The sequence below is a fragment of the Sorangium sp. So ce362 genome, assembly GCF_051519845.1.
GTDB lineage: Bacteria > Myxococcota_A > Polyangia > Polyangiales > Polyangiaceae > Sorangium.
The window spans coordinates 1,301,792-1,323,663 of sequence record NZ_CP150332.1 but is presented as its reverse complement, the minus strand read 5'-3'; the positions used below and the strand labels follow the sequence as shown (position 1 = coordinate 1,323,663).

Sequence of the window (21,872 nt, the reverse complement as noted above, 5' to 3'; positions counted from 1 at the left end):
CAAGCCATGCAGAAAAGGTCGAGACTCGGGGTAGGTTGGGTGCTCGCGTTCGGGCTGCTGAGCCGCGAGGCGGCGGCTGGAATCGATGACCTCCAGGGGACGAAGGCAGGCGCGATGCCGGAGCAGAACAACCTCGGCACCGCCGAGCGCTGCGCTGGATGCCATCGCGCCGAGGACGAGAGCGGCATGGATTACATGCCCACGGACACGTGGGCAGGTACCATGATGGCGAACGCGTGGCGCGATCCCGTGTTCAAGGCCGCCCTCACGATCGCCAACCAGGACGCTCCGGGGGTCGGCACGTTCTGCTTGCGCTGCCACTCCCCGGTCGGCTTCGTGAACGGGAGGGCGACGCCCCCGGATGGCTCTGGATTCGACCCCAACGCCGCGTCCGACGGAAAGATCGTCGATGGCCAGGGGGTCAGCTGCAGCGTGTGCCATCGCGCGATGACGACCCTCGGCCCCGACGATACGAGATCGTACCTCATCGGCAACGCTCAGCTCGTGTTCGATACAACGCCGGAGGCCGCCGGGTTCACCAGCACACCCGTGATGTATGGGCCGTACGAGAACGTGGTCTCGAACTCCCATATCGGCGAGCAGGACCCCACGCTCGCCGGATCGCAGTTCTGCGGGCAATGTCACCAGGTCACGAACCCGGAGATCATGCTGAGGGACGCGGACGGCACCGAGACCAGGATCGAGTTTCCGCTCGATACGACCTTCGAGGAGTGGGCCTCCAGCGACTATCGTGACGGCGGCGCGGCCCCTCGGAGCTGCGTCGACTGCCACATGCGCAGGAAACCCGGCGAGTGGACCATCGCCGATCTCGGCCCGATCCGCGCCGATCCGCGCGACCACGTCCTCGTCGGCGGCAATCACTGGGGCATCCAGGCCGTCATGGCGGCCGAGAAGGAGTTCGCCGCGGAGCACGCCGGCGCCTTCCAGCTCGCCCTCGACCGCACCCTCGAGAGCCTCGCGTCGGCCGCCTCCGTCACGCTCGTCGAAGCCCCTCAGGAAGCGGAGCCCGGCGACGAGATCACCCTCACCGTCCGCGTCGAGAACCTCACCGGCCACAAGTTCCCGACCGGCTACGCCGAGAGCCGGCGCGCCTGGATCGCCGTGGTCCTCGTCGACGAGGACGGGCGCGAGCGGCCGCTGCTCGGCGGCTATGACGCGGACACCGGCGAGATCCAGCACGAGCCGCCCACCCACGAGTACCGGGCCGTGCACGGGCGCTGGAACAGCGGCGCGGGCGTGGGCGAGAAAGAGGAGCACCTCGCGCTCCACGACATGATCATCTCGGACACCCGCATCCCGCCGAAGGGCTTTGTGCCGTCGAAGACGACCCAGCCGACGCCGGAGGTCGACTTCAGCGACGGGAACGGCGGATTCCGCAACTACGACGAGGCGCGCTTCACGCTCACCGTGCCCGCCGGCACCTTCGGTACCCAGACGCTCTCGGCGCGCGTCTACTACCAGTCGATGACGAGGGAGTACATCGAGTTCCTGCGATCCGAGAACGTCACCGACGACACGGGAGAACGGCTCCTGGAGATCTACGAGGAGACCGGCGAGGCGCCGCCGATCCTCGTCGCGAACGCCGATGCGCCGATCGATCTGGGAGAGCCGCCCGACACCGCCAGCAACGGCAGCGGCGGCAACGGCAGCGGAGGCGGCGGCGGCGACAGCCCGACCGGCAGCGGCACCGACGGCGCGCGCGACGCCGGCGGGTGCGGCTGCCGGACCCCCGGCGACGGCCACGACGGATGGCTCCCCGCAGGCCTCGCGGGGCTCGCCCTCGCCTCCGCCGCAGCCCGGCGGCGACGAGCGCACCGGCGGCGCTGAGCGTCCACCCGCCACGAGAAGCAGCGCCGGAACGGGCGCATCGCCGCCAGCGTCCGTCCCGCCTTCACAACGCGCCTCTTTTCGCTCGCGTCGCTCCCCGGCGACAGCATAGATAGAGCTCCACCGAGCGCCTCACGGCGAGCCTCGCCTTGCCCATCGCCCGCCTCGTCGATCCCCTCTTCGTGCTCCTCGTCGCCGCGGGCCTCGGCCTCGCGCTCTCCGGCGGCGGGTGGACCTACCGCGCGCGCCGGGCGAAGGTCGGGCGGGCGCTCGCGTGGAGCGCCTGGCTGGCGCTGTGGCTCCTCTCCATGCCATGGGTCTCCAGCGCGCTCGTGCGCAGCATCAGCACGAAGCCGAGAGACCTGCGCGCGGAGCTCGCCGCCAGCTCGCCCGAGCGGCGGGTCCTCATCATCCTTACCGCCGGGATCGACCCCGACGAGTTCGGCACACCCGCCATGGAACGCCAGTCGGCGCCTGGCATCGAGCGCGGCCTCGGCGCCGCGCGCATCTACCGCACCTACGGCTTCGGCCACGTCATCGTCTCGGGGCAGGACGTCCGGCGCGAGCGCACCGAGCTCGCCGGCGCCATGGCCGACCTGCTCGTCGAGCTCGGCGTGCCGAGGAAGAAGATCCTCCTGGAGACCGAGTCGCGCGACACCCGGGAGAACGCCATCTACTCCGCCAAGATCGCCCGCAGCCTCTCGGCCGACGCCGTGGTGGTCGTGACGAGCGCGCTCCACATGCCGCGCTCGATCCGCATGTTCGAGCGCGCGGGCCTCGACGTCCTCCCCGCGCCGATCAGGTTCCAGGCCCCGCCGCCCGACGGGCCGGGGCAGCTGATTCCATCGTCGCTCACCCTCCGGCGATCGCACCGCGCCGTCCACGAGCTCGTGGGCCTGCTCGAGCCGTAGCCGCAGAGATCACGGCGCGCGCTCGCGCGTCGCGCTTACCAGGTGACCTTCTGCGAGCCGCGGACGAAACGCCAGAGACCCACCACGGCCGCCGCGTTGAGGACCACGAAGGTGCGCGCGAGCGAGCCGAGCTTGCCCGCGGCGCCCCCGAGCGCCGCGAGCAGGTAGAACGCCGCCTGGCCCCCGAACATCGCGCGCGTCGCGTAGAGCGTCCACGAGACATCGCCGCTGGCCTCGGCGCCGATCCACGCGGCGGTCGACGCGATCAGCAGCGCGACGAGCGCCCAGGGGCACACGAGGCGAAGCAGCTTGTGAGAGAAGATCTCGAACCACGACGGGTTCTTGAACGGGACGAGCAGCGCCGGGAGCAGCGAGAAGAGCTGGTAGTTGCCCGCCAGCGTGCGCACCTTGCGGCCGAACTCGCGCTCGTCGCCGAAGGCGTCGTCGTACGCGATCGCGTCCTGCGCAAAGAGGATCGAGCGGCCCTCGAGCCGGAGCCGCATCGGCACCCACATGTCGTCGAGGATGACGCCCTCCGGGAGCTGGCTCATGTCGGCGCGCCGGATGGCGTAGATGGGACCGGTCACCCCCACCATGCTCCTGAACCTCCCCTCCTGGAGGCGGATCCAGTTCTCGTAACGCCAGTACGCCCCCGAGCCCGCCGAGCCCTTCAGGACCAGGTTGCCGGAGACGCAGCCCGCGTTCGGATCGGCCAGGAGCCGCATGAGCGCGCGCAGCGCCCCGGGCACGAGCGGCTGGCGGATGTCCGTCATCAGCAGCACCTCGCCCGTCGCGACCCCGAGCATCGTGTTCACGCCGATCGGCTTGCCGCGCCGCGCCTCGTTGACGATCACCTTCACCCGGGGGTCGCGCTCCGCCAGCTGCCGGGCCACGAGCACCGTGTCGTCGGTCGAGCCGTCGGAGTAGAGCAGGACCTCCAGCTTGTCCCTGGGATAGTCGAGCGCGAAGAGGCTCTCGACCTTCGCCTGGAGATACGACGCCGCATTGTAGACGGGGATACACGCCGTCACGGTGGGGACGTAGCTCGGATCCTCCATCCGCTGCGCAGGCCAGAGGCGCGCCAGGATGCCGATAACGATCGGGTACCCGAAGTACGTGTACACGAGCACCGCGACGGCCAGAAAGGAGGCAATGACCACGCTAAACTGTAAAGCGCCGGTCGGGGGCGGTTGTCAATCGACATGGCTGAGCGCCGCCGCGACCCAGCGGTTCGCGTCTCGCGCGCGGCGCACGAGCGTCGCGCGGCGCACGCCGCGATCAGTCCCGCACCTTCACGCTCCGGACGACGTCCCCATCCACGAGCGCAGCCCACGGCCCGGCGGCGACGCCGACCGCCGCATACTGGCCGTCGAGGTGCGGCGCGCGAGCGTGCATGACGAAGAGCTGACTCGATCCGGTGTCGCGGCCGGCGAGGGCCACGCCGACGCGCAGCGGCTCGAACGGGACGGGCGACGTCTCGCAGCGGAGCGCCGGCCTGCCGGGCGGACCTCCGGCGCCGTCGCCGAACGGAGCGCCGAGCTGGGTGACGAAGCCGGGCACCACACGGTGGACGATCTTGCCGTCGTAGTAGCCGGAGCGCGCGAGATCGACGAAGCGGGTCACCGCGACCGGCGCGAGCGCGGGGTCGAGCGTCATCGTGAGCTCGCCGGCGTCCGTGTCGAAGGTCAGCACCGCCGGCGCGCGCACGAGCGCGGAGGCCTCGGCCGGCAGCTCGCCGGCCGGCGGCGCGATGGCCGGCCGCCCCGCGTCGCCCGGCAGCCCGGCGTCGCACCCGATCTTGCGGCCCCGGAGCACGCCGAGCGCCGTCCCCGCGCGCGCCCGGGTCGTGGGGTAGCTCGAGCGGCAGAGCTCCTCCAGGCGCGCCTCGGCCGGCTTGAGCGCGAGCGCCCCCACCGCGTCGATGACCGCGCCGATGAGCTCCGGATCGTCGCGCACGCCAGGGCGATCGAGGAGCGAGAGCAGCGCGCCCTCGATCGCCGGCGACGTGACCGCGGCGAGCGCGTCCTTATCGTCGCGCCGCCGCTTGCGCTTCCGCTTCCCCTGCCCCGGCGCCTCCGACGCGCGCTGGGGCTGCCGCGCGATGACCCCCGCCGCGGCGGCGACGAGGCCCGGCTCCTCCGCGGCGAGCGCCTTCGCGAGCAGGTCGGGCGCACCGGCGATCTCCTCGTGCGAGGCGATGAGCTCGATCGCCGCCTCCCGCGCGCGCAGATCGCCGGACTCGGCGTAGGCGCGGAGCGCGGCGAGCCGCGCGCCCGTGATCGCTCCGCGGCCGATCACCTCGACGACCGCCCGGGCGCCGATCGAGCCGCGCACCGGCGCGGCGGCGTCCGGCTTGCTCCCCGGATCCGCCGGCGCCGTGACGTCGCAGCCGAGGAGCAACGGTTCGCGATGGTTCGCGCCCGCGAGGAGCCTGGCCGCTCCGCAGCGGAGCCACGCGACGCGACGGAGGATCGCCGCGGGCGCGCCCGGCGGCGGCGGCAGGGCGGCGAGCTCGCGGAGCGGCTTGCGCGCGGCGCCTGCAGATCCGAGCGCGTCGAGGGCGGTGAGCAGGACGCCGAAGTCCTCGCTCACGAGGCCCGTGAGCGCGATCGGATCCGCGCTCGGGACGAGCGCGGTGAGCGCGTCGGCGAGCGCGCGCTGGCCGGGCGCGCCGAGCCGCTTGAGCGCGCGCGCGGCCTCGGCGCGCTCGCTCGCGGTGAACACGCCCTTCGTGCCGAGCACGCGCGCGAGCTCGGAGGCGGCCGCGTCCCCTGCCCGGCCGAGCGCGCGCACCGCGAAGAGCCGCGCGTCGCCCGCCTCCGCGAGCCGCGCGGTCGCGACGTCGCGGATGCGGGGGATGACCGTGAGCGGGACGTGCTCGAGCCGCCCGACCGGGTAGAGCGCCTCCGGGACCGGCGGGCTGGCCGCGCTGCCCGAGGCGAGGTTGAGCAGCGCGACGAGCGTCTCCTCGCGCAGCTTGAGCTTGATCGCGGCGAGGTCGCCGAGCGCGTACGCCGCGTGGATCGCGCGCTCGCGCGGCCCATCGAGCCACGCGACCATCGTCGGCTCCGACGCCTCGGCGCCGCACCGCCCGATGGCGCGGGCGAGCGCGCCGCCCGCGTCGAGCCGCGGCGCTCCCGCGGCGGCGCTCGACGCGGCCGTCGTGCCCGGGCGGGCGTCGCGGGCGAGGGCGCGCGCGACGAGCGCCGAGGCCGTCTCGCCCTCGTGGCCCTTGCACGAGAACCCGAGCCCGTAGGCGGCCCACGCGACCACCTCGTCGTCCTCGTCGGCGAGCGCGCGCACGAGCCCGGGCCGCGCCGCGTCGCCGCCGATGCGCGCGAGCGCCCGCGCGGCGGCGCGCCGCACGTCGACGTCGCGGCTCTGCTGGCCTGCGGGGCTCACCTCCAGGGCGGCGCGGCGCTGCTCGGCGGCGAGGAGGGCGTCGAACCGCGCCTGCGCTCCGGCGCTCGTGGCCGGAGCCGCCGCGGAGCTCCCCGCGTCCGGCGCGGGGCCGGGCGCCGGTTGCTCGGTGCAGGCCGCGAGAGACAGGGGCAGAGCGAGGAGAAAGGAGGAGCGCCTTCCCGGCATGATCACGTTTCACCCCGGCGCGCGCCGTCGAGCAGCCAGGCGGCGCTCTCGCAGAGGATCCGCCGGCGGCGCATCGCGCGCGCGTCGAGCCACATCGAGACCACCTCGTGACCGCGCTGCCACGCGCGCGCAACCACCGACGCGCGCACGTGCGGCGCCGGCAGCGCGCAGGCGTCGATCCCGACCTCGCGGAAGTTCTGGAGAGCCCTCGTCATGTGCCAGGGGCAGGTGACGATCGCGGCCCGCCGCGCGCCCATGCGGCGCAGGAGGGCCGCGCTGAAGATCGCGTTCTCGTGCGTCGTCAGCGACCAGAGGTCCTGCAGGATCGCGCGCGCCGGGACGCCGGCGCGCCGCAGCTCGGCGGAGAGCACGCGCGCCTCGATCTGCGCGCCCCAGCGGCGCCCGCCGCTGGCGATCACCCACGGCGCGACCCCGTCGCGGTAGGCCTGCGCCGCGCGCGCCGCGCGGCGCGCGCCGGGGGCCGCCGGGCGCCCGGACGGGAGCATCCTGCAGCCGAGGACGACGATGGCGTCCGCGTGGAGCGGCATGCGCCCGACCATAGCCCATCGGCCGTGGGCGTCGCGCATCTGCTGCGCGGTGGCGTCCTTCCCGCCGGACGCCAGGTCGCCGCCACGCCGCGCCGCCGCCGCCGCGCCGCCACCGCCGCGCCTCCGCGCCCCCCCCGCGCCGCCGCCGCGCCTCCGCGACCCCTCCGCGCCGCCGTCTCCGGGCCGAGCCGTGGCCGTCTGCCCCAGGGGCTGCCGCGGCCAGCGCAGCCCGCGCCCCGCCGGCGCCCCCCGGCGCCCCCCGGCGCCCCCGCCGCCCTTCCCGCCGCTGCCGCAGCCTGCCGCTGGCCTGCAACCTACCCCGCAACTACATCGGCGCCGTGGCCCTGCTCCCCCGGCCAGGTCTCCACGTCTGCGACCTTCCTTGCTCCCGGTGCACCAGGCAGCTTGACGCTGCCCGCGCGCGGAATCTAATAGCTCTACCTTGAAACGGGCGGGGTTCAGCGAGCGAGGCAGGATGCGGATCAAGATGTGGGGGGTTCGCGGAAGCATCCCCACGCCCGGTGCAGGCACGGTCGAAGTAGGCGGCAACACGAGCTGCTATGAGATTCGTGCCGGCGAGACGCTGGTCATCCTCGATGGCGGGACGGGGCTCCGTCTCCTCGGCCAGGATCTGGTCAAGGAGATGCCCTTCGAAGCCTGGATGTTCTTCAGTCACGTGCACTGGGATCACATCCAGGGCTTCCCCTTCTTCACCCCCGCGTTCGTGCGCGGGAACAAGATCCATCTGTACGGCGGCCTCAACGTCTCTCGGACGCTCGAGGAGACGCTCGCCGGGCAGATGGACTACCCGAGCTTCCCGGTGCACCTCACCGAGATGGGCGCGGCGATGACCTTCCGCGATCTCTACGAGGGCGAGGTCGTCACGATCGGCCCGAACGACGACGTGCGCGTGACCAACGCGCGCGGCAACCATCCGAACGGCGTGTACGCGTACCGCGTCGAGCACGAGGGGAAGGTCGTCGTGTACATCACCGACTCCGAGCACTACGCCATCGTGGATCCGAAGCTGAAGAAGCTCGCGATGGGCGCCGACGTGCTGATCTTCGACGCCATGTACACGCCCGAGGAGTACGCGGGCGAGGTCGGCGGCGGTCCGAAGACGGGCTGGGGCCACGCCACGTTCGTCGCGGGCTGCCAGCTCGCGAAGGAGGCGGGCGCCAAGCAGCTCGTCCTGCACCACCACGACCCCAACCAGACCGACGCCATGGTGCGCGAGAAAGAGATGCGCGCCCGCGAGCTCTTCCCGAACACCATCGCCGCCCGCGAAGGCACGGTCATCGAGATCTAGCGCCCCGCCCCGCCGGGCTCGAGGCGCGCACCCATCGGCACGCCGCGGTCGGCGACGGCTCGCCTACCCGGGGGCGCGCCGTCCGAGCGGCGGGGCGCTGCGCCGCCTCAGGCGCTCCTCGCCAGCGGCGAAACGGGCTCCCGGGTGATCTCCTCGATGCGCGCGCGCATCCGCTTCTTCGCGCGCTCCTCGATCTGACGCACCCGCTCCTTGCTGACGCCGAAGTCGGCGCCGAGCTGCTCGAGCGTCACGGGGCTGTCGGTCAGCCAGCGCTGGTTCATGATGCGGCGCTCGCGGGGCGACAGCTCGTTCACGACCTGGAGCAGCGCGCGCGAGAGCTGCTCGCGCTCGTCGGCGGCGCAGGCCTCCTCCTCCGGCGTGTGCGAGCTCGACGCGAGCCGCTCCACCGGAGCCACGCCGTCCTCGCTCGGCGAGCGCTCCAGGCTGACGTCGCGCGCCATGAGCAGCGGCAGCAGCTCGGTCGCCCGCTCCTCCGACAGGCCGCTCAGCTCCGCCAGCACCGCCGGATCCTTCTCGTGCGTCTTGCGGTAGATGCGCAGCGCGCGGCGCTCGCTCTTCGACGAGCCGAGGCGCACGATCCGGTACCCCCGCGCCACGTGCTCGCGGATCTCCGCCCGGATCCAGTAGGCCGCGTAGGTCGCCAGGCGGCAGCCGCGGTCCGGATCGAAGCGCTCCGCGGCCTTCAGGAGGCCGATGTTCCCCTCCTGCACGATGTCCTCCATCGGGAGCCCCCACCGGCGGTACTCGAGCGCGATCGTCATGACGAAGGGCAGGCACGCCTCGATGAGGCGCCGGCCAGCATCCCGGTCACCAGCTCGCCAGCGGAACGCGAGCTCCCGCTCGGCCTCTGGGCTCAGGGTGGCGTAGTTCGCGAGCTCTGTACGATAAGCCGAGAATGCCGCACGATCCCAGGTGATGCTCATGGTCTCTTCGCTCTCCGCCGCGCGCACTGTTCAAGGAGGCCTTGGGTTGGGAGACCCCTGCAAGCCGGTGGGCGGCACCGGGCCAGATGCAGGCGCGATGCCGGGACAAACCCTACAAAATCGCCTTTTTTTGCGCTGGAATGCGCAACGTGTTCGGATCTCCCGAGGGACGCGAAAGCTTTGCGGGGAGCGGAGGAGCACGGATGCGCGGCGCTGAGCCCAGATCCATAGCGCGCGAGCGGCGAATGAGAACAGGGCGTGTCTTCCAGGTTTCGGGCGTCGGCAGCGCCCGCGGCGCCCTCCGCGCCCCGCGAGCGCGCGCCCCGGTCTCCGCCGTCGCCTCTGCCCCCGCCACCCGCGTCGTGATATTCGGAGAGCCGTGAGGACACGCGTCGCGAGCTCCGTCGCGTGCATCGCCGCATGCCTTGCGGCGCTCGCCTTGCTGTCGCGCGAGGCGGAGACGCCCCTCGCGAAGGCGCGGCGCGGGCTGGCTCGGCCCCTCCTCCACGCCATCGCGCCCGACGACGAGGAGATCGACGGCGCCGGCTGCGATCCGAACGCCCTCGACCGCGGCATCGCGGTGCCGACCGGGGCGCCGACCTCGCTCGGCTGCGAGCAGGCGCGCGCCATCGTCGCCCAGGCCCGCACCACGCTGGCCGCTCCGCCGCTCCGCGTCGATCCCGCAAAGTTTGCCGAGGCGACCTCCGACTGGCTCGATCCGCACGGGCTCTGGTCGGTCGCGCCCGACGCGCCCGTGGGGGCATCGCTGGGGCGGGAAGCTGCTGCGCTCCTCGCCGAGCTGCAGGCGCCCGTGGGCAGCGGGCCGTGCTCGGCGGCGCTGCGCGTGGGCGAGGAGCTCTCCCGGTGGTCGCGCGAGCTCGATGGGCTCTTCGACGAGGGCTACCGGCGCGGGCTGGCCAGCCCGCCCGCGACCCTGGCCCAGGCGTGGGAGCTGATCTCCGCGGCGCCGTTCGAGGACGGCGAGGTGACGCGGAGCGCCCGGGATCTCGCGCGCGAGCTCGGTCGGGAGGTCGGCGGGCTGCACGCGCGCTTCGGAGAGCCGCTCGCCCGCTACGCCGACGCCGTGCGCGAGCGCGCGGCGCCCTCGCTGAGCGGGGACGGCTGGGCGCGCACGGTGATCGCGGCCGCGGTGCGCGCCTACGTGCCCCAGCTGGACGCCCACGGCGCCTGGGCGCCGCTCGAGGAGGAGGTCTCCATCTACGACCTCGACCTCGAGGCGCGCCCGCCGGCCCGGCTCTGGCAGGAGATGACGCGCACCGCGATCGGGGTGCGCATCGACCGCGGCGCGCTCGCGCCGCTCGCGGACGGCGACGTGGTGATCCGGATCCAGGATCTGCCGATCTCGGGCATGAGCGTCGAGCAAGCCGAGCAGCTCGCCGTGCTGGCCGACGTGCGCCCCGGGACGACCGCGCGCGTCGCGCTGCTCCGGCGCGGCGCCGCGGCGCCCGTCGAGCTGGCCGTGGCGCCGCACCCGATCGGACCGCAGCCGGCGGAGCCCGCGCCGGCCTCGCTGCAGCTCGATCTGGTGCGGTTCGGCGACGGCAAGGTCGCGGTGATCACCGTCCCCGACGTCCCCGATGACCTCGGCGATCGGGTCGCGGCGGCGCTCCTCCGCGCACGCGCGGAGAGCGACACGCGGGGCGTGATGCTCGACGTGCGCGCGAACGGCGGCGGCTCGACCGACGGGGCGATCGCCGCGCTGGGGCTGTTCCTGCCGGGCGTGCCGCTGTTCCCGATGCGGCGCCGCGACGGCGGCGTCGAGGTGGAGCGCTCGCCCGACGTGCCCGAGGGGCGCGGGTGGAGCGGGCCGCTCGCGGTGCTCGTCGACGGCGACTCCGCGAGCGCGGCGGAGATGATCGCCGGCGCGATCGGCAGCTACCGGCGCGGCGTGGTCATCGGCGATCGCACCTACGGCAAGGGGTGCGCCCAGGAGTACCTCGACGACGACGCCCACGTCGGCGTCCTGCGCCTCACCACGCTGCTCTACGCGCTCCCCGACGGCGCGCCGGTGCAGAAGGTCGGCATCGTGCCGCAGGTGCAGCTCGCGCTGCCAGCGACGAACGAGCGGGAGGCGCGCGTGGACCGGGCGCTCGGCCCGTGGCGCGGCCCCGACGTGCGCGATCTGCACCGCGTGCGCGAGGTGCCGTGGTCGGCGCACGCGGGGCGGGTGGGGCCCTGCCGCGACGAGACGGTCTGCCGCGCGCTGCGGTCGCTCGGCGCGGTCCGGGCGGCGGCGCGCTGACGCGCGTCAGCGCTTCCAGAATTTGCCGAGGAGGCCGCCCGCGGGCGTCGGGTCGTTGTTCGTGCGGCTGCGCATCTCCTGCACGCGCACCTCGCGGATGGCGTCGAGGTTCTTCGGGTTGATCTCGGCCGCCAGGCGGAAATCGCGGCTCGCCCGGTCGACCCGCCCCGTGCGCTTGAGGAGCATGCCGCGGAAGAAGAGCGCCCGCTCGTAGCGGGGCTCCTTCCCCAGGACGACGTCCAGCGTCTCGATCAGGTCGTCGTAGTGCGCGCTCGTGGCCCCCTCCGCGAACGCGGGCGGCTCGCCGCGCCGCTGCGCCTGGATCCAGACGAGCAGCGTCATGTACTCGGGCTGCTCCGGGTCGGCGTTCAACGCGCGCCGCGCGCGGATCTCGGCGCCCATGAGGTCGTTCTTCTTGAGCAGGATCTCGGCCTTCTGGAAATCGAGCGCGGCGTCGACGACGCGGGCGATCTTCTCGTCGTCCTCCGCGGGGGCCGCGGCCTCCTTCGGCGCCTGCATGTACTCGGCGCGCCGCTTCGGATCGCTCAGCGTCTGGTAGGCCTCGCTGATGCGGGCGAACACGCGCGCGACGAGCGGCTTGACGTCCTGGAGCTCCGCCGGCGTCCGGTCGGGGTGCCACTGCTTGGCGAGCGCGAAATAGACGGCCTGCACGCGCTCAGGAGGGACGTCCTCCGCGACGCCGAGCATCTGGAAGAAGCTCTCGCCGTCGATCGCGGCGGCGCGCGCCTCGATCTCGGCGCGGCGCGCGGTGAGCTCGGGGCTCGGTGCGGCGCGCGGCAACGGCGGGAGAGCGGGCGCGGGCGCCGTGGCGCGCGCCGGCGGAGGCGACGTGGACCCGGCGCGCCCCGCCCCCCGCGCGGCCCTGCCCTCCTGGCCGACGGCCGCCATCTTGACGGTGGGCGCCTGCGGCTGCGGCGGCTGCGCGCGGGTGCCGACGAAGGACGGCACAGGCGGCGGCTTCGGCCCCTTCGGATCCGCGCCGCGGCCGTCCAGCGCCCCGGACGGGGGCGGCATGGTCGAGCGGCGCGGGGCGAGCGGCTCGGCGAACGGGAACCCCGAGCGCCTGCTGGACGGCGCCGGGGGGGCCTCGGTCTGCCGCGGCGAGGCGCGGCCGTCGGCCTCGCCGCGCGCCGGGCGCGGCCCGGGCATCGTCGAGCCCGAGGTGGGGCGCGGCGAGCGCGCCGCCGCGCCGGCCGGCTCGCGCTGGAGGGCCTGGCCCGCGTCGGCAGGGACGGCGCCGGCGGCCCGCTCCCGCCCAGATCCACCGGACCCGCCGAGCCCCACAGGGCGACGGCCCACCGCGCCGAGATCGAGGTGCCGCGTGATCGCGAGCGCGTAGATCGTCAGCCGCACGACGCGCTCCTGCGCGACGCCGGCCCGGAGGAGCTCGGCGAGCGTCATGCGCCGCGTCCGCAGCAGGTCGACGACGGCCGCCTCGTCGCGGTGGAGCTGGAACCGCTTCATCTCGGCCTCGACGTGGAGGCCGAACTGCCGGCTCTGGATCCGGTCGAGGGTCGCGTCGATCAGCGGATCGTCGGCGTGGAGCCGGACGCCCGCCACGATCACCGCGAGCGGCTCGCATCCGATGAGCTCCGGACCGCCGTAGGACGACAGCAGGTTCTGGCCATCGTAGTAGGCGTACCGCGTCTCGGGCGAGAGGTCGTAGAGCGCGACCAGCTTGCGCACGAGCTGCTCGCGCAGCACGGCGTAGACCGTCTCCCTGTCGAGCAGGCCCCAGGAGACGAGCAGCCGGCCGTGCAGCACCCTCCGCTTCGTGATGTCCCGGAGCGTCTCCCGGAGCGTCGGCTCGTCGAGGAGGCCGAGATCGAGGATCACCCGGTCGAGCGGGGCGATGATCGTCCCGGTCCAGATCTTGGCCGGCACGCCGTCGCTGAAGAAGATGCCGTGACGCACGCCCGCGGGGTCGATGAAGCACGTGGTGCCGGTGAGGCGCCGATCGAGCATGTACACGAGCAGGTGGACGAGCGGCGTGCGCGCGAGCGTGCCCTCCGCGGTCGGCGCCTCGCCCGGCAGCGACAGCACCGCGATGGGGCCCGCCATGGCCGAGGGAGGCAGGTCCGACACCGGGGTGCGCTCGCGCCGCGGTGACTGCATGGCCGGGGGAGGCGGGTCCGACACCGGGGTGCGCTCGCGCCGCGGTGACTGCATGGCCGGGGGAGGCGGGTCCGACACCGGGGTGCGCTCGCGCCGCGGGGACTGCATGGCCGGGGGAGGCGGGTCCGACACCGGGGTGCGCTCGCGCCGCGGGGACTGCTCTCCCCAGCCGCGGGCGCGCAGCGCGAGCGGCCGCGCGCTCTCCTCGGGAACCTCATCTGGATCGCTGTCTGTCTGCACCGACCACGACTCCTCTCCGTGAGCGCCCGGCGGGGGCGAGTACCGGTCCGCCGCCGCGGCGGGCTCCTGCTGCTGCGGTCGATCCGGCCAGCGCGCCGTGGTGCGCCCGGGCCGCAAGGTCGGCGAGCACTTGCCGGACGGCGCCGGCGGCAGGTCCGCGAGCATCCTGGCCTCTTCGCCGCCGTCGTCGGCCAGCGCCGCCGGCGCAGCCTCGGCCGGCGAGGCTGCGCCGCGGCCGGCGTCGCTGGACCACGGCTGCGTCCTCCGGCTCCCCGGCGAGCTGGTCATCGGCAGCGTGGGCGACGAGGGCCGCGTGATCTGCTGCGGCGGCATGCGCAGGCTGGCGAGCGGCGACGCCGGCGCGGCGCGGAGCGGCGGCTCCGCCGCGATCGCCGGCGACCGGAGCGACGCCTGCGGCGCCTCCTGGACGGCCGCGTGGGCGCGCATCGACGCGGCGGCGGGGTCGTCGCTGGTCGCGACGATCCGGCGGATGTGCCGCGTCGGCTCGCCCTGGCGAGGCCGCTCGGCGAGATCGACCTCGAGCGCGCGCGCGGCGATAGGACCGCCCGACGCGTCGAGGATCAGGCGGACGCGCGGCTGCGAGTAGCGGGCCGGGTGCGCCGGCGTCTGCACCACCAGCGCGACCTCGCCGGTCGAGAGCTCCACGAGCGTGCCGGTCGGGAAGATCCCGAGCGCGCCAACGAGCAGCCGCAGCACCGCGCGGTCCGCCGGATCGGTCACCTCCTGCTCGAGCTTGGCGATCGCCTCGTCGGCGGAGAGCGGCGCCTCGGCCGGCGCGGGCGTCAGGAGATCGTTGAAGGCGCGGGCGGTCGCGAGGATGCGCGCCTGCAGCGTCGGCTGGCGGAGGCCGCGGTACACCGGGCCGAGCGCCGCCTGGCGGCGCACCCAGTGCGCCTCGTAGGCCACCACGGTGCGCATGACGCTGGGCTCGTTGACGAGGCCGAGCGCGGTCAGCACGACCGCCGTACCCGCCGGGACGTCCGCCTCCTGCTGCTCGCTCAGCTGCGGGACGAGCCCGCCCGCGCCGCTCCCCGCGGCGCCGGTGAGCCGCGGCCGCGCGATGTCGAAGAGCAGCGCCGCCATCGAGAGCCGCTGCAGGAGGACGACGTCGCCCGTGATCTGCCGGGCCATCGCGAGGCTCAGGATCGCGGTGTTCACCGCGCGCCCGGCGTCGTCGTGGTTCTGGTTGCGGAGCGCGGTGACGCCCAGGAAGGCCGGCGTCTCGTTCGCGGAGAGGTCGACGAGGCGCTGCGTGATGCGCTTGACGCCCTGCCGCAGGGTGTAGCGGCCGTGCCGGAGGTCGTCGTAGAACCGGCGGAGGATCACGATCGCCGTCGCGTAGGTCCGCACGATCGCCGAGGTCTCGTCGCCCTCGCGATCGGCCGCCACCTCGCGGCGGAGGACCGCCTCGTCCACGGCGCGCAGGCGGACGCGCGGCGCCGGGCGGTCCGCGAGCGCCGGCTTGCTGCTCCGGAGGGCCTCGGCGAGCGCGGAGGCGAGCGCGTAGAGATCGCTCGCGCGGACGTCCTTCGCGACCCCGATCTCGGAGTAGCCGCAGCGGCTCAGGACGTCGCCGAGCTCGAGCGCGCCCTCGTAGACGGCGCGGTTCGCCTTGAGGAGCTGCCCGGAGACGAAGACCGAGCCGCGGGTGAACAGGATGGAGACGTTGTGGCCGGAGCGCTGGCCGAAGTCCTGGATCAGCGAGACCGTCTCCTCGACCTGCCGCACCATCGCCTGGTTGTCGATGGCGTGCAGCGTCGAGAGCTTCACCAGCCGGAAGAGGGCCTGCACGACGCTGGCGGCGAGATCGCGCGCCTGCTCGCGCCGGATGTTCTCGGACACGTTCTGGCTGATGACGTCGACCTGGGGAGCGGTCACGGGAGATCTCCGGCCGTCGAGATCCCCTTGCCGAGGCGCGCGGCGATCGCCTCGGCGGCGGCGCTCGCGGCGTCGCGCAGCGCCTGGCTGTTCCAGGGCCGCCGCTTCGAGGCCGCGAGCGCGGCGTCGAGCGCCTCCTGCGAGCGCGCCTCGCGGCCGAGCAGCTCCGCCGAGAGGCAGCGGGTCTGCTCCGTGGCCTCGTCGGCGAGCAGGCCGTGCCGCTGGAGCAGCTCGACGGCGACCGACTCGCCGCGCGCCGGGTTCAGCGTGTAGAGCGCGCCGAGGAACTCGCGCCGCTCGTCGAGGGCGAGCTGGTGGAACGAGCCGTCCTGCACGCGGCGGACGAGCAGCGGGCCGGCCGCGCGGACCTGGTGGTGCGCCAGCGTGCGGAGCGCCGCGACGCGCACCTCGGGCGGCGCCGCCTCGGCGAGCGAGAGCAGCTCGTCCCGGATCTGCTCGGGGCTCGCCGCGAGGTGGGCGATCGCCTCGCAGCGGAGCGCCGCGTTCGCGCACCCGGCGAGCCGCTTCAGCGCGCCGAGGGCGCCCTGCGTCCGCGACGCGGCGAACATCTTGAGGATCGGACGGGCGACGTCGAGATCCAGCGTCATGAGCGCGTCGACGACCCCCTCCTCGTGCCCGGGCAGCGTCCGCTCGAAGTAGCCGAAGAGCGCGCGGCGCAGGGGCTCGTGGCCGATGTGCCCGACGACCTCCATGGCGACGGGCAGGGTGTCGCTGCCGAGCTTGTGCAGGATGGGCGCGAGGCGCTGCGCGACGAGATCGAGATCCACGGGGGCGGGCTGCGCCGCGGCGCCGGGGGTGCCCGGCATGACGACGCGCGTCGCCTCGCGGAGGAGCAGGCGCATCGTGTCGGGCGGGAACATGCCCCGGGCGAGCTCCGTCGCGAGCGCGCCGCCCTGCTGCCTGGGCGCGAGCGCGTCGAGCGCCTTCTCGACCGCGTCGTGCATGCCGAAGAGCATGTCGAAGCGGCGCGCGAGGATGAGATCGCGCGCCGAGGCGGCCATCGGCTCGGTCACGAGCGCGACGTCCTGGTAGCGCTTCGCGTTCAGGAAGGCGTCCGCCACGATCTCGACGAAGCGCTCGCTCCAGCGGTCCGGGCTGAGCACGAGCTGCGTGCCGAGCGCGCGCTGCGCGACCGGGTCGAGGGCGAGCGCGCTCGCGGCGCGGCGCGCCGCGCGCAGCGCGGCCGCGTCGGTGTCGATCACCATCGCGGCCGCCTCGGCGCGGTTCGCCTTCTCCTCGGCGGCGCGCCGGGCCATGCCCTCGAGGTCGTCGGCCTCGTGCCAGAACTGCTCGCGATCGGCCGCGTCGCCCTCGGCGAAGATGCTCACCACGTCGTAGCGCACGTGCTCGAGGCGGCGCTCCCACAGCGCGGCCGCGACGTCGTCCTCGGGGGCGAGGTCGCGCAGCGGGTCGAGCAGCAGCACCTCGCAGAACGAGCGCAGCTCTTCCTCCGTGATGCCCGGCAGCAGCTGGACGCGCCGCACGCCGGCCGCGAAGAGGTTGTACGGGACCAGGTCGAGCGGGTGCGGCGGCTCCCACACCGTCCGCCGGCGGTGCTCGAAGGCGTACGGCGTCAGCGCCCAGTGGACGAGGCTCCCGTCCGCGCGCAGCGCCTCCACGATGGCCTGGAAGGTCGCGCGGAGCTTGTTGTCCGCGTCCGGATGGCGAAAGCCGTAGTGGCGCACCGCCGGGAGCAGCCGCTCCACGCGGCGGAACACCTCGGTGAGCCGCGTGACCGCGGGATCGTCCGGCTCCGCGTCCCCCGGCTCCTCCTGGGGCGCGGGCTCCTCCGGCGGCCGCCCCCCGACGGCCGTGGGCGAGTCGTCCGGCGGGGGGCGCCGCGTGCTCTGCGGCTCCGGGCGGCGCGGGACCGTCGCGCCGGTCTCCTCGAGGATGCGCAGCACCTCCTGCCGCATCTGCGCGGCCGAGTCGTAGCGGTTGCGCCGGTCCCAGGCGAGCGCCTTGTCGACGAGGCCGATGACCGAGGCGGGCAGCTCGGGCGCGATCCGCGCGAGCGACGGCGCCGGCGTCGTCGCGGCGAGGATGAACGCCTCGTTGTCCGAGCGCCCCTGGTGGAGGCGCTGGCCGCTGAGCACGGCGTACAGGGTCGCGCCGATCGAGAAGAGATCCGCCCGCCCGTCGACCCCCTCGGTCAGCCCCATCGCCTGCTCCGGCGCCATGAACGAGGGGGTGCCGAGCGCGGTGCCCGCCTTGGTCTTGTCGCCGGGCGCGCCGCGCAGCCTCGCCACGCCGAAGTCGAGCAGCTTCACCACGTTGTCCTTCGTGACGAAGATGTTCGCGGGCTTCAGGTCGCGGTGGACGATGCCTTCCCCGTGGAAGCTCTCCAGCGTCTGGAGCACGTCCCCGGCGATCCAGAGCGCCTCGGCGACGGGGAGCTTCCGGCTCTTGCGCTTCCAGAGCTGCTGCACGGTCTCGCCGTCGAGCAGCTCCATCACGAGGAACGGCTCGTCCTGCTCGGTGCTGTCGTCGTCGAGGATCGCGACCCGGCCAGGGTGATCGATCTTGTTGGCGACGTACCCCTCGCGCAGGAACCGGTCGCGGATGCCGACGTCCCGCGCGAACTCGGCGTGGAGGATCTTCAGCGCGGCGCGCGAGCCGTTCCGGTGAGTGGCGGCGTATACGGACGCCATGCCCCCCACGCCGAGGAGGGCGTCGATCCGCCACTTGTTGTTGAGGGTCATCCCGACGCGGGCGCGCGCCCGCTGCTTCTCGTCCGGGGCGTCCGAGACCTCCGAGGGAGGAGGGAGGACGGACTCGGGGATGACGCCACGTGAGGTCATTCGGCCACCGGAAGGCGGGAAATCGTATCACCTCCGCGCCCTCGCCAGGTTCCGGATTTCGAGGGGCAGGCAATGCTCCTTACCGTTTCCTGGCGCCCGGCGGGTGCAGGACGATCGCTGGTACGGGAGCTCGTCCCGTCCCCCAGAGATGGCGGAGGACACGACGAGCACGGCGGCGGAGCGTGAGCGGGGCGCCGCGATGTACGAAGAGGCACGGGCGAAGGTGGGCACCCTGGTGGTGCGCACCGACGTGGAGGGGGCGCTGGTGTTCGTGGACGGCACCCTGCGAGGGCTGACGCCGCTTCCAGATCCGCTGTTCGTGGAGCCCGGGGTGCACAGGATCTCCGTGGAGCACGAGGAGCACGAGACGACGCAGATGACGGTGCAGCTCGGCGCCGGTGGCCAGATCGAGAACGGGCTGACGCTCCAGCGGAAGCCCGCCGGCGCACCGCCGCCGCCAGAGCCGCCGAGCCGCATGCCCGGCACGTGATGGCCATCCCCGCTGGGGCTCAGAACACCGATGGGCGGAGGGCGGCTCGATGCGCGAGGTCCACGGCGTGCTCGAATCCGCTTCCGGAGATCCCTGGCGGGACCGCTGGTGCGCGGAGCTAGGACGGCCCGGCAGGGCCCCCGAGCGCGCGACAGCGCGCGTCATCGAGCACGGGGCGCACGCCGCGGTTCGACGGGAAGAGCGCGTTGAGGCGCGCGGTGACCGCGGGATCGCCGGTGAAGACGTCGATCTGGCGGCCGACGACCTTGATGCCGCGGTCCTCGGCGACGAAGCAGCCGTCGTGGCGGCCCCCGTCCGGGAGCGGCAGCCCGACGAGCTCGGGCACGTAAAGGGCCGTGCCGAGCGGAATGACGCTCGAGTCGACCGCGACCGTGCGCAGCGGCGTGATGGCGCGCCCGGTGGCGCCGCGGCCGTACGGGAAGCGCCGCGGGTCGAGCCGCTCGAAGCAGATCTGCTGACCGGTGCGCGGGCAGGCGTCGGCGCACGCGCAGCCGCGCCGCGCGAAGCTCACCGTGTCGCCCGAAGCGAGCCGGCCGCTCCCCTGGACGCAGACCTGGTCGTGGAACGCGCGCGGGACGCTCGCGAGCGGCGCGCAGGCAGCGTCGTAGAGGACCGCGTCCTTCGGCCCGCCGCCCTCGCTCGGGAAGTCGTAGTAGGTGTTCCGGAACAGCCCGGGCGCGAGCCCCGGCGCCACGGGCGGCGCCGGCGCCGCGCGGGCGGGCCTGCCGTGCTCGCGCACGAGGATCGCGGGCTCGTCCTGCGCAGAGGCCGCGCCCGCGGCGCCGCCCAGATCGGCCTGCGCCGCGTCGGGCGCCGCGTCGGGCCCGCCGAGGGCGCGGCCCCCGGGACCGCTGGCGGCGCCGGCCGTCGGGTCGCGATCGCCGCTGTCCGGCGGTCGCGCATTGAGCCAGCCGGCGCCCCCGCGCGCGAGCCGCGGATCGCTCGAGCCGTCCTCGACCCAGTCCGCGCCCCCCTTCGCCGCGCACCCCGCGGCGAGCGCGAGCAGCAACGCACGGAGCCCGCGGACGACGGGCGCCCCCGCGCGCGCCACGCTCGTCAAAAGGCGCCTCCGAGGCGGGCGAGCTCCCGGATCGCCGCGGCGGCGATGTCGGCGCGCGCCCAGATCGCGGCGGGGGCGCCGGCGCCGGCCGGCGCGGCGCCGGCGGCGATCACCACGGGCGCCGGATCGCCCGCGCCCGGCTGGCCGAGGCGGCTCGCGACGAGCCGCAGCGGCTCGACCACCAGCGCGAACGCGATGTCCGCGCCGAGCGGGGCCAGCGCGGCCTTCATGGCCGGCACGTCGCCGAGGCTCTCCCCCTGGACCGCGGCGACGGCGCTGCGGAGCCCCGCGCCCGGATCGTTGCCGACCGACGCGAAGAGGCCGTCGTCGCGGATCTGGTAGAGTAGCTCGATCGCGGCCGGCGCCGGCGCCGCCGGCGCTCCCTTCCGCGCCGGCGGCGCCGGCGCTCCCTTCCGCGCCGGCGCCGCCGGCGACGCGCCCGCGCCGCCGGGCCGGCTCGCCGCGGCGGTCTGCTCGAAGCGCACGCGCCGCACCTCGCCTTCGAGCTGCGGGAGCTCGGCCTTGCCCGTGGAGGCCCGGATCCCCTCCCGCTGCAGCGCGGCCTTGATCGGCGGGAGCTCCGCGGCGCCGAGGAGGTCCTGGATCGCGGCCTCGAGCTTGGCCCGGTCGCCCACGGCGGCGCGCACGAACGCCGTGGGGCCCCGGCCGTCGAAGCGGAGCCCGCCGGCGAACCAGTCGCCGCGCGCGTCGGACGCCGCGCGGATCGCGGCGCCGAGCCGCTCGCGCTCGGCGGGCGGGAGGCCGCCCTCGATGAGCCCCGCGAGGGCGTCGACGAGCTTGGGGACGTTCTCGGCGCGCGACGCGGCCCGGTCGCGGACCAGGATCCCGGCGAGCGCGTCGGCGGGCAGATCGAGCAGCGGCCTCACGTCGCCGACCGCGAGCTCGGTCGACGCCTTCGACGCCGGGCCACCCCCGGCCTTCGGCGTTCCGGAGACGCGCAGGTGCGCGCTCTCGTCGAGCACCAGCGTGAGGCGCGCCCGCTCGAGATCGCCGAGCACCGCGAGCCCGCCCTCGATCATCGGGGCGAGCGGGACCGCGGTGGCGGCCGGCGCGCCGTCCGGCCCGCGCGCCTTGTCCCAGGCGCTCCGCGCCGCCCTGAGCACCGGGCCGTCGATCGCGGGCCGCGGGATCTCGATCGCGAGATCCTCCTTCGGCACCTGCGCCTGCGGCATCGTCCGCGCGACGTACGGGCCCAGGGTGGTCAGGTCGCTCGGGCTCTCCGCGACGAGCAGGTAGTTGCCGAGGACGCCGAGGGCCACCGGGCTCGCTCCCTGCAGCGGCTCGAGCAGCGCGATCGAGGTCGCCGCGTCGGGCTTCGCGCGGAAGCGCGCCCCCTCGCCCCGCGTGAGCTGGTCGATCAGACGCCCGCCGTCCTTCACATGGATGCCGAGCGCGGCCCGGGGGCGCGGCAGGTCGGGGGACTCCACGGCCGCGCCGAGCAACGGCACGTTGCCGTCGATCTCGGAGGCGACGGCGATGGGCAGGCCGAGCAGCGACGCGGCGAGGGCGCCGGCGCTGCCCGGGAGGAGCGCCGCCGGGCCGCCGAGGAGGGCGCGCGCCTTGGCCCACGTGGCGTCGGGCGTCGGGAGGTACGCCTCGGCGATGAGCCCCGCCGGCGCGGGCACCGGGCTCAGGCCCGCGACGCCGGCGTCGGCCGGCGCGCCCGGCGATTTGCAGCCGAGGGCGCCCGCGCTCAGGCCGAGGACGAGGGCCAGGAGCGCGGCGGCGCGGCGGCGCACGGCGGAGGTCGGTCGTACGATCACGACCGCACG

The 21,872-nt window shown here is 74.8% G+C and carries 13 protein-coding genes; 5 read left to right on the top strand and 8 right to left on the bottom strand.

Annotated elements, in window-relative coordinates; translation table 11 throughout:
- The first annotated feature begins 6 nt into the window (after positions 1–6).
- Both WMF17_RS05230 and WMF17_RS05225 read left to right on the top strand, forming a co-directional pair.
- Positions 7–1,848: an MYXO-CTERM sorting domain-containing protein gene (locus tag WMF17_RS05230; protein WP_437648461.1), complete on the top strand. Its 1,842-nt coding sequence runs from the start codon at positions 7–9 to the stop codon at positions 1,846–1,848.
- 149 nt (positions 1,849–1,997) lie between these two features.
- Positions 1,998–2,759: a YdcF family protein gene (locus WMF17_RS05225; protein ID WP_437600831.1), complete on the top strand. Its 762-nt coding sequence runs from the start codon at positions 1,998–2,000 to the stop codon at positions 2,757–2,759.
- 35 nt (positions 2,760–2,794) lie between these two features.
- Here WMF17_RS05225 and WMF17_RS05220 read toward each other — a convergent pair whose 3' ends face one another.
- The 3 genes from WMF17_RS05220 to WMF17_RS05210 form a co-directional block, all read right to left on the bottom strand.
- Positions 2,795–3,919 carry a glycosyltransferase family 2 protein gene (locus tag WMF17_RS05220; RefSeq protein WP_437600830.1) on the bottom strand — a complete coding sequence of 375 codons (1,125 nt, stop codon included), beginning with the start codon at positions 3,917–3,919 and terminating at the stop codon, positions 2,795–2,797.
- 118 nt (positions 3,920–4,037) lie between these two features.
- On the bottom strand, positions 4,038–6,347 hold the full coding sequence (locus WMF17_RS05215) for a peptidylprolyl isomerase (protein WP_437648459.1): 2,310 nt from the start codon (positions 6,345–6,347) through the stop codon (positions 4,038–4,040).
- Positions 6,348–6,349: 2 nt separating this feature from the next.
- Complete coding sequence (locus tag WMF17_RS05210; RefSeq protein ID WP_437648457.1) at positions 6,350–6,895, bottom strand: YdcF family protein; 546 nt, start codon at positions 6,893–6,895, stop codon at positions 6,350–6,352.
- A gap of 475 nt (positions 6,896–7,370) precedes the next feature.
- On the opposite strand from WMF17_RS05210, the gene WMF17_RS05205 reads away from it, so the two are divergent.
- Positions 7,371–8,204 (top strand): MBL fold metallo-hydrolase, encoded by an 834-nt coding sequence (locus WMF17_RS05205; RefSeq protein WP_437486994.1) that lies wholly within the window; start codon positions 7,371–7,373, stop codon positions 8,202–8,204.
- A 107-nt stretch (positions 8,205–8,311) separates the two neighbouring features.
- Here WMF17_RS05205 and WMF17_RS05200 read toward each other — a convergent pair whose 3' ends face one another.
- Complete coding sequence (locus tag WMF17_RS05200; protein ID WP_437600826.1) at positions 8,312–9,148, bottom strand: sigma-70 family RNA polymerase sigma factor; 837 nt, start codon at positions 9,146–9,148, stop codon at positions 8,312–8,314.
- A 379-nt stretch (positions 9,149–9,527) separates the two neighbouring features.
- Between WMF17_RS05200 and WMF17_RS05195 the strand changes: the two genes are divergently transcribed.
- Positions 9,528–11,411: a S41 family peptidase gene (locus tag WMF17_RS05195; protein WP_437600825.1), complete on the top strand. Its 1,884-nt coding sequence runs from the start codon at positions 9,528–9,530 to the stop codon at positions 11,409–11,411.
- 6 nt (positions 11,412–11,417) lie between these two features.
- Here WMF17_RS05195 and WMF17_RS05190 read toward each other — a convergent pair whose 3' ends face one another.
- Positions 11,418–15,686: a DnaJ domain-containing protein gene (locus WMF17_RS05190; protein WP_437648455.1), complete on the bottom strand. Its 4,269-nt coding sequence runs from the start codon at positions 15,684–15,686 to the stop codon at positions 11,418–11,420.
- The gene (locus WMF17_RS05185; protein WP_437648453.1) at positions 15,683–18,508 is read right to left on the bottom strand and encodes a protein kinase domain-containing protein; all 2,826 of its coding nucleotides are present in this window, start codon (positions 18,506–18,508) and stop codon (positions 15,683–15,685) included. Before WMF17_RS05185 ends, WMF17_RS05190 begins: the two co-directional genes overlap by 4 nt.
- Before the next feature lie 199 nt (positions 18,509–18,707).
- Here WMF17_RS05185 and WMF17_RS05180 point away from each other — a divergent pair, with 199 nt between their 5' ends.
- Entirely contained in the window at positions 18,708–18,998 is a 291-nt protein-coding gene (locus WMF17_RS05180; protein ID WP_437600822.1) for a PEGA domain-containing protein, read from the top strand.
- 118 nt (positions 18,999–19,116) lie between these two features.
- Here WMF17_RS05180 and WMF17_RS05175 read toward each other — a convergent pair whose 3' ends face one another.
- Positions 19,117–20,070, bottom strand: a complete 954-nt coding sequence (locus WMF17_RS05175) for a 3D domain-containing protein (protein ID WP_437604214.1) — start codon at positions 20,068–20,070, stop codon at positions 19,117–19,119.
- A gap of 5 nt (positions 20,071–20,075) precedes the next feature.
- A complete protein-coding gene (locus WMF17_RS05170) occupies positions 20,076–21,863 on the bottom strand; it encodes a hypothetical protein (protein ID WP_437648451.1) in 1,788 nt (595 codons plus the stop codon).
- Positions 21,864–21,872: the final 9 nt, after the last annotated feature.

Coding starts and splice junctions, on each gene's coding strand:
- WMF17_RS05180 (WP_437600822.1), top strand. CDS start 18,708: ATGTACGAAGAGGCACGGGCGAAGGTGGGCACCCTGGTGGTGCGCACC.
- WMF17_RS05215 (WP_437648459.1), bottom strand. CDS start 6,347: ATGCCGGGAAGGCGCTCCTCCTTTCTCCTCGCTCTGCCCCTGTCTCTC.
- WMF17_RS05185 (WP_437648453.1), bottom strand. CDS start 18,508: ATGACCTCACGTGGCGTCATCCCCGAGTCCGTCCTCCCTCCTCCCTCG.
- WMF17_RS05200 (WP_437600826.1), bottom strand. CDS start 9,148: ATGAGCATCACCTGGGATCGTGCGGCATTCTCGGCTTATCGTACAGAG.
- WMF17_RS05205 (WP_437486994.1), top strand. CDS start 7,371: ATGCGGATCAAGATGTGGGGGGTTCGCGGAAGCATCCCCACGCCCGGT.
- WMF17_RS05210 (WP_437648457.1), bottom strand. CDS start 6,895: ATGCCGCTCCACGCGGACGCCATCGTCGTCCTCGGCTGCAGGATGCTC.
- WMF17_RS05230 (WP_437648461.1), top strand. CDS start 7: ATGCAGAAAAGGTCGAGACTCGGGGTAGGTTGGGTGCTCGCGTTCGGG.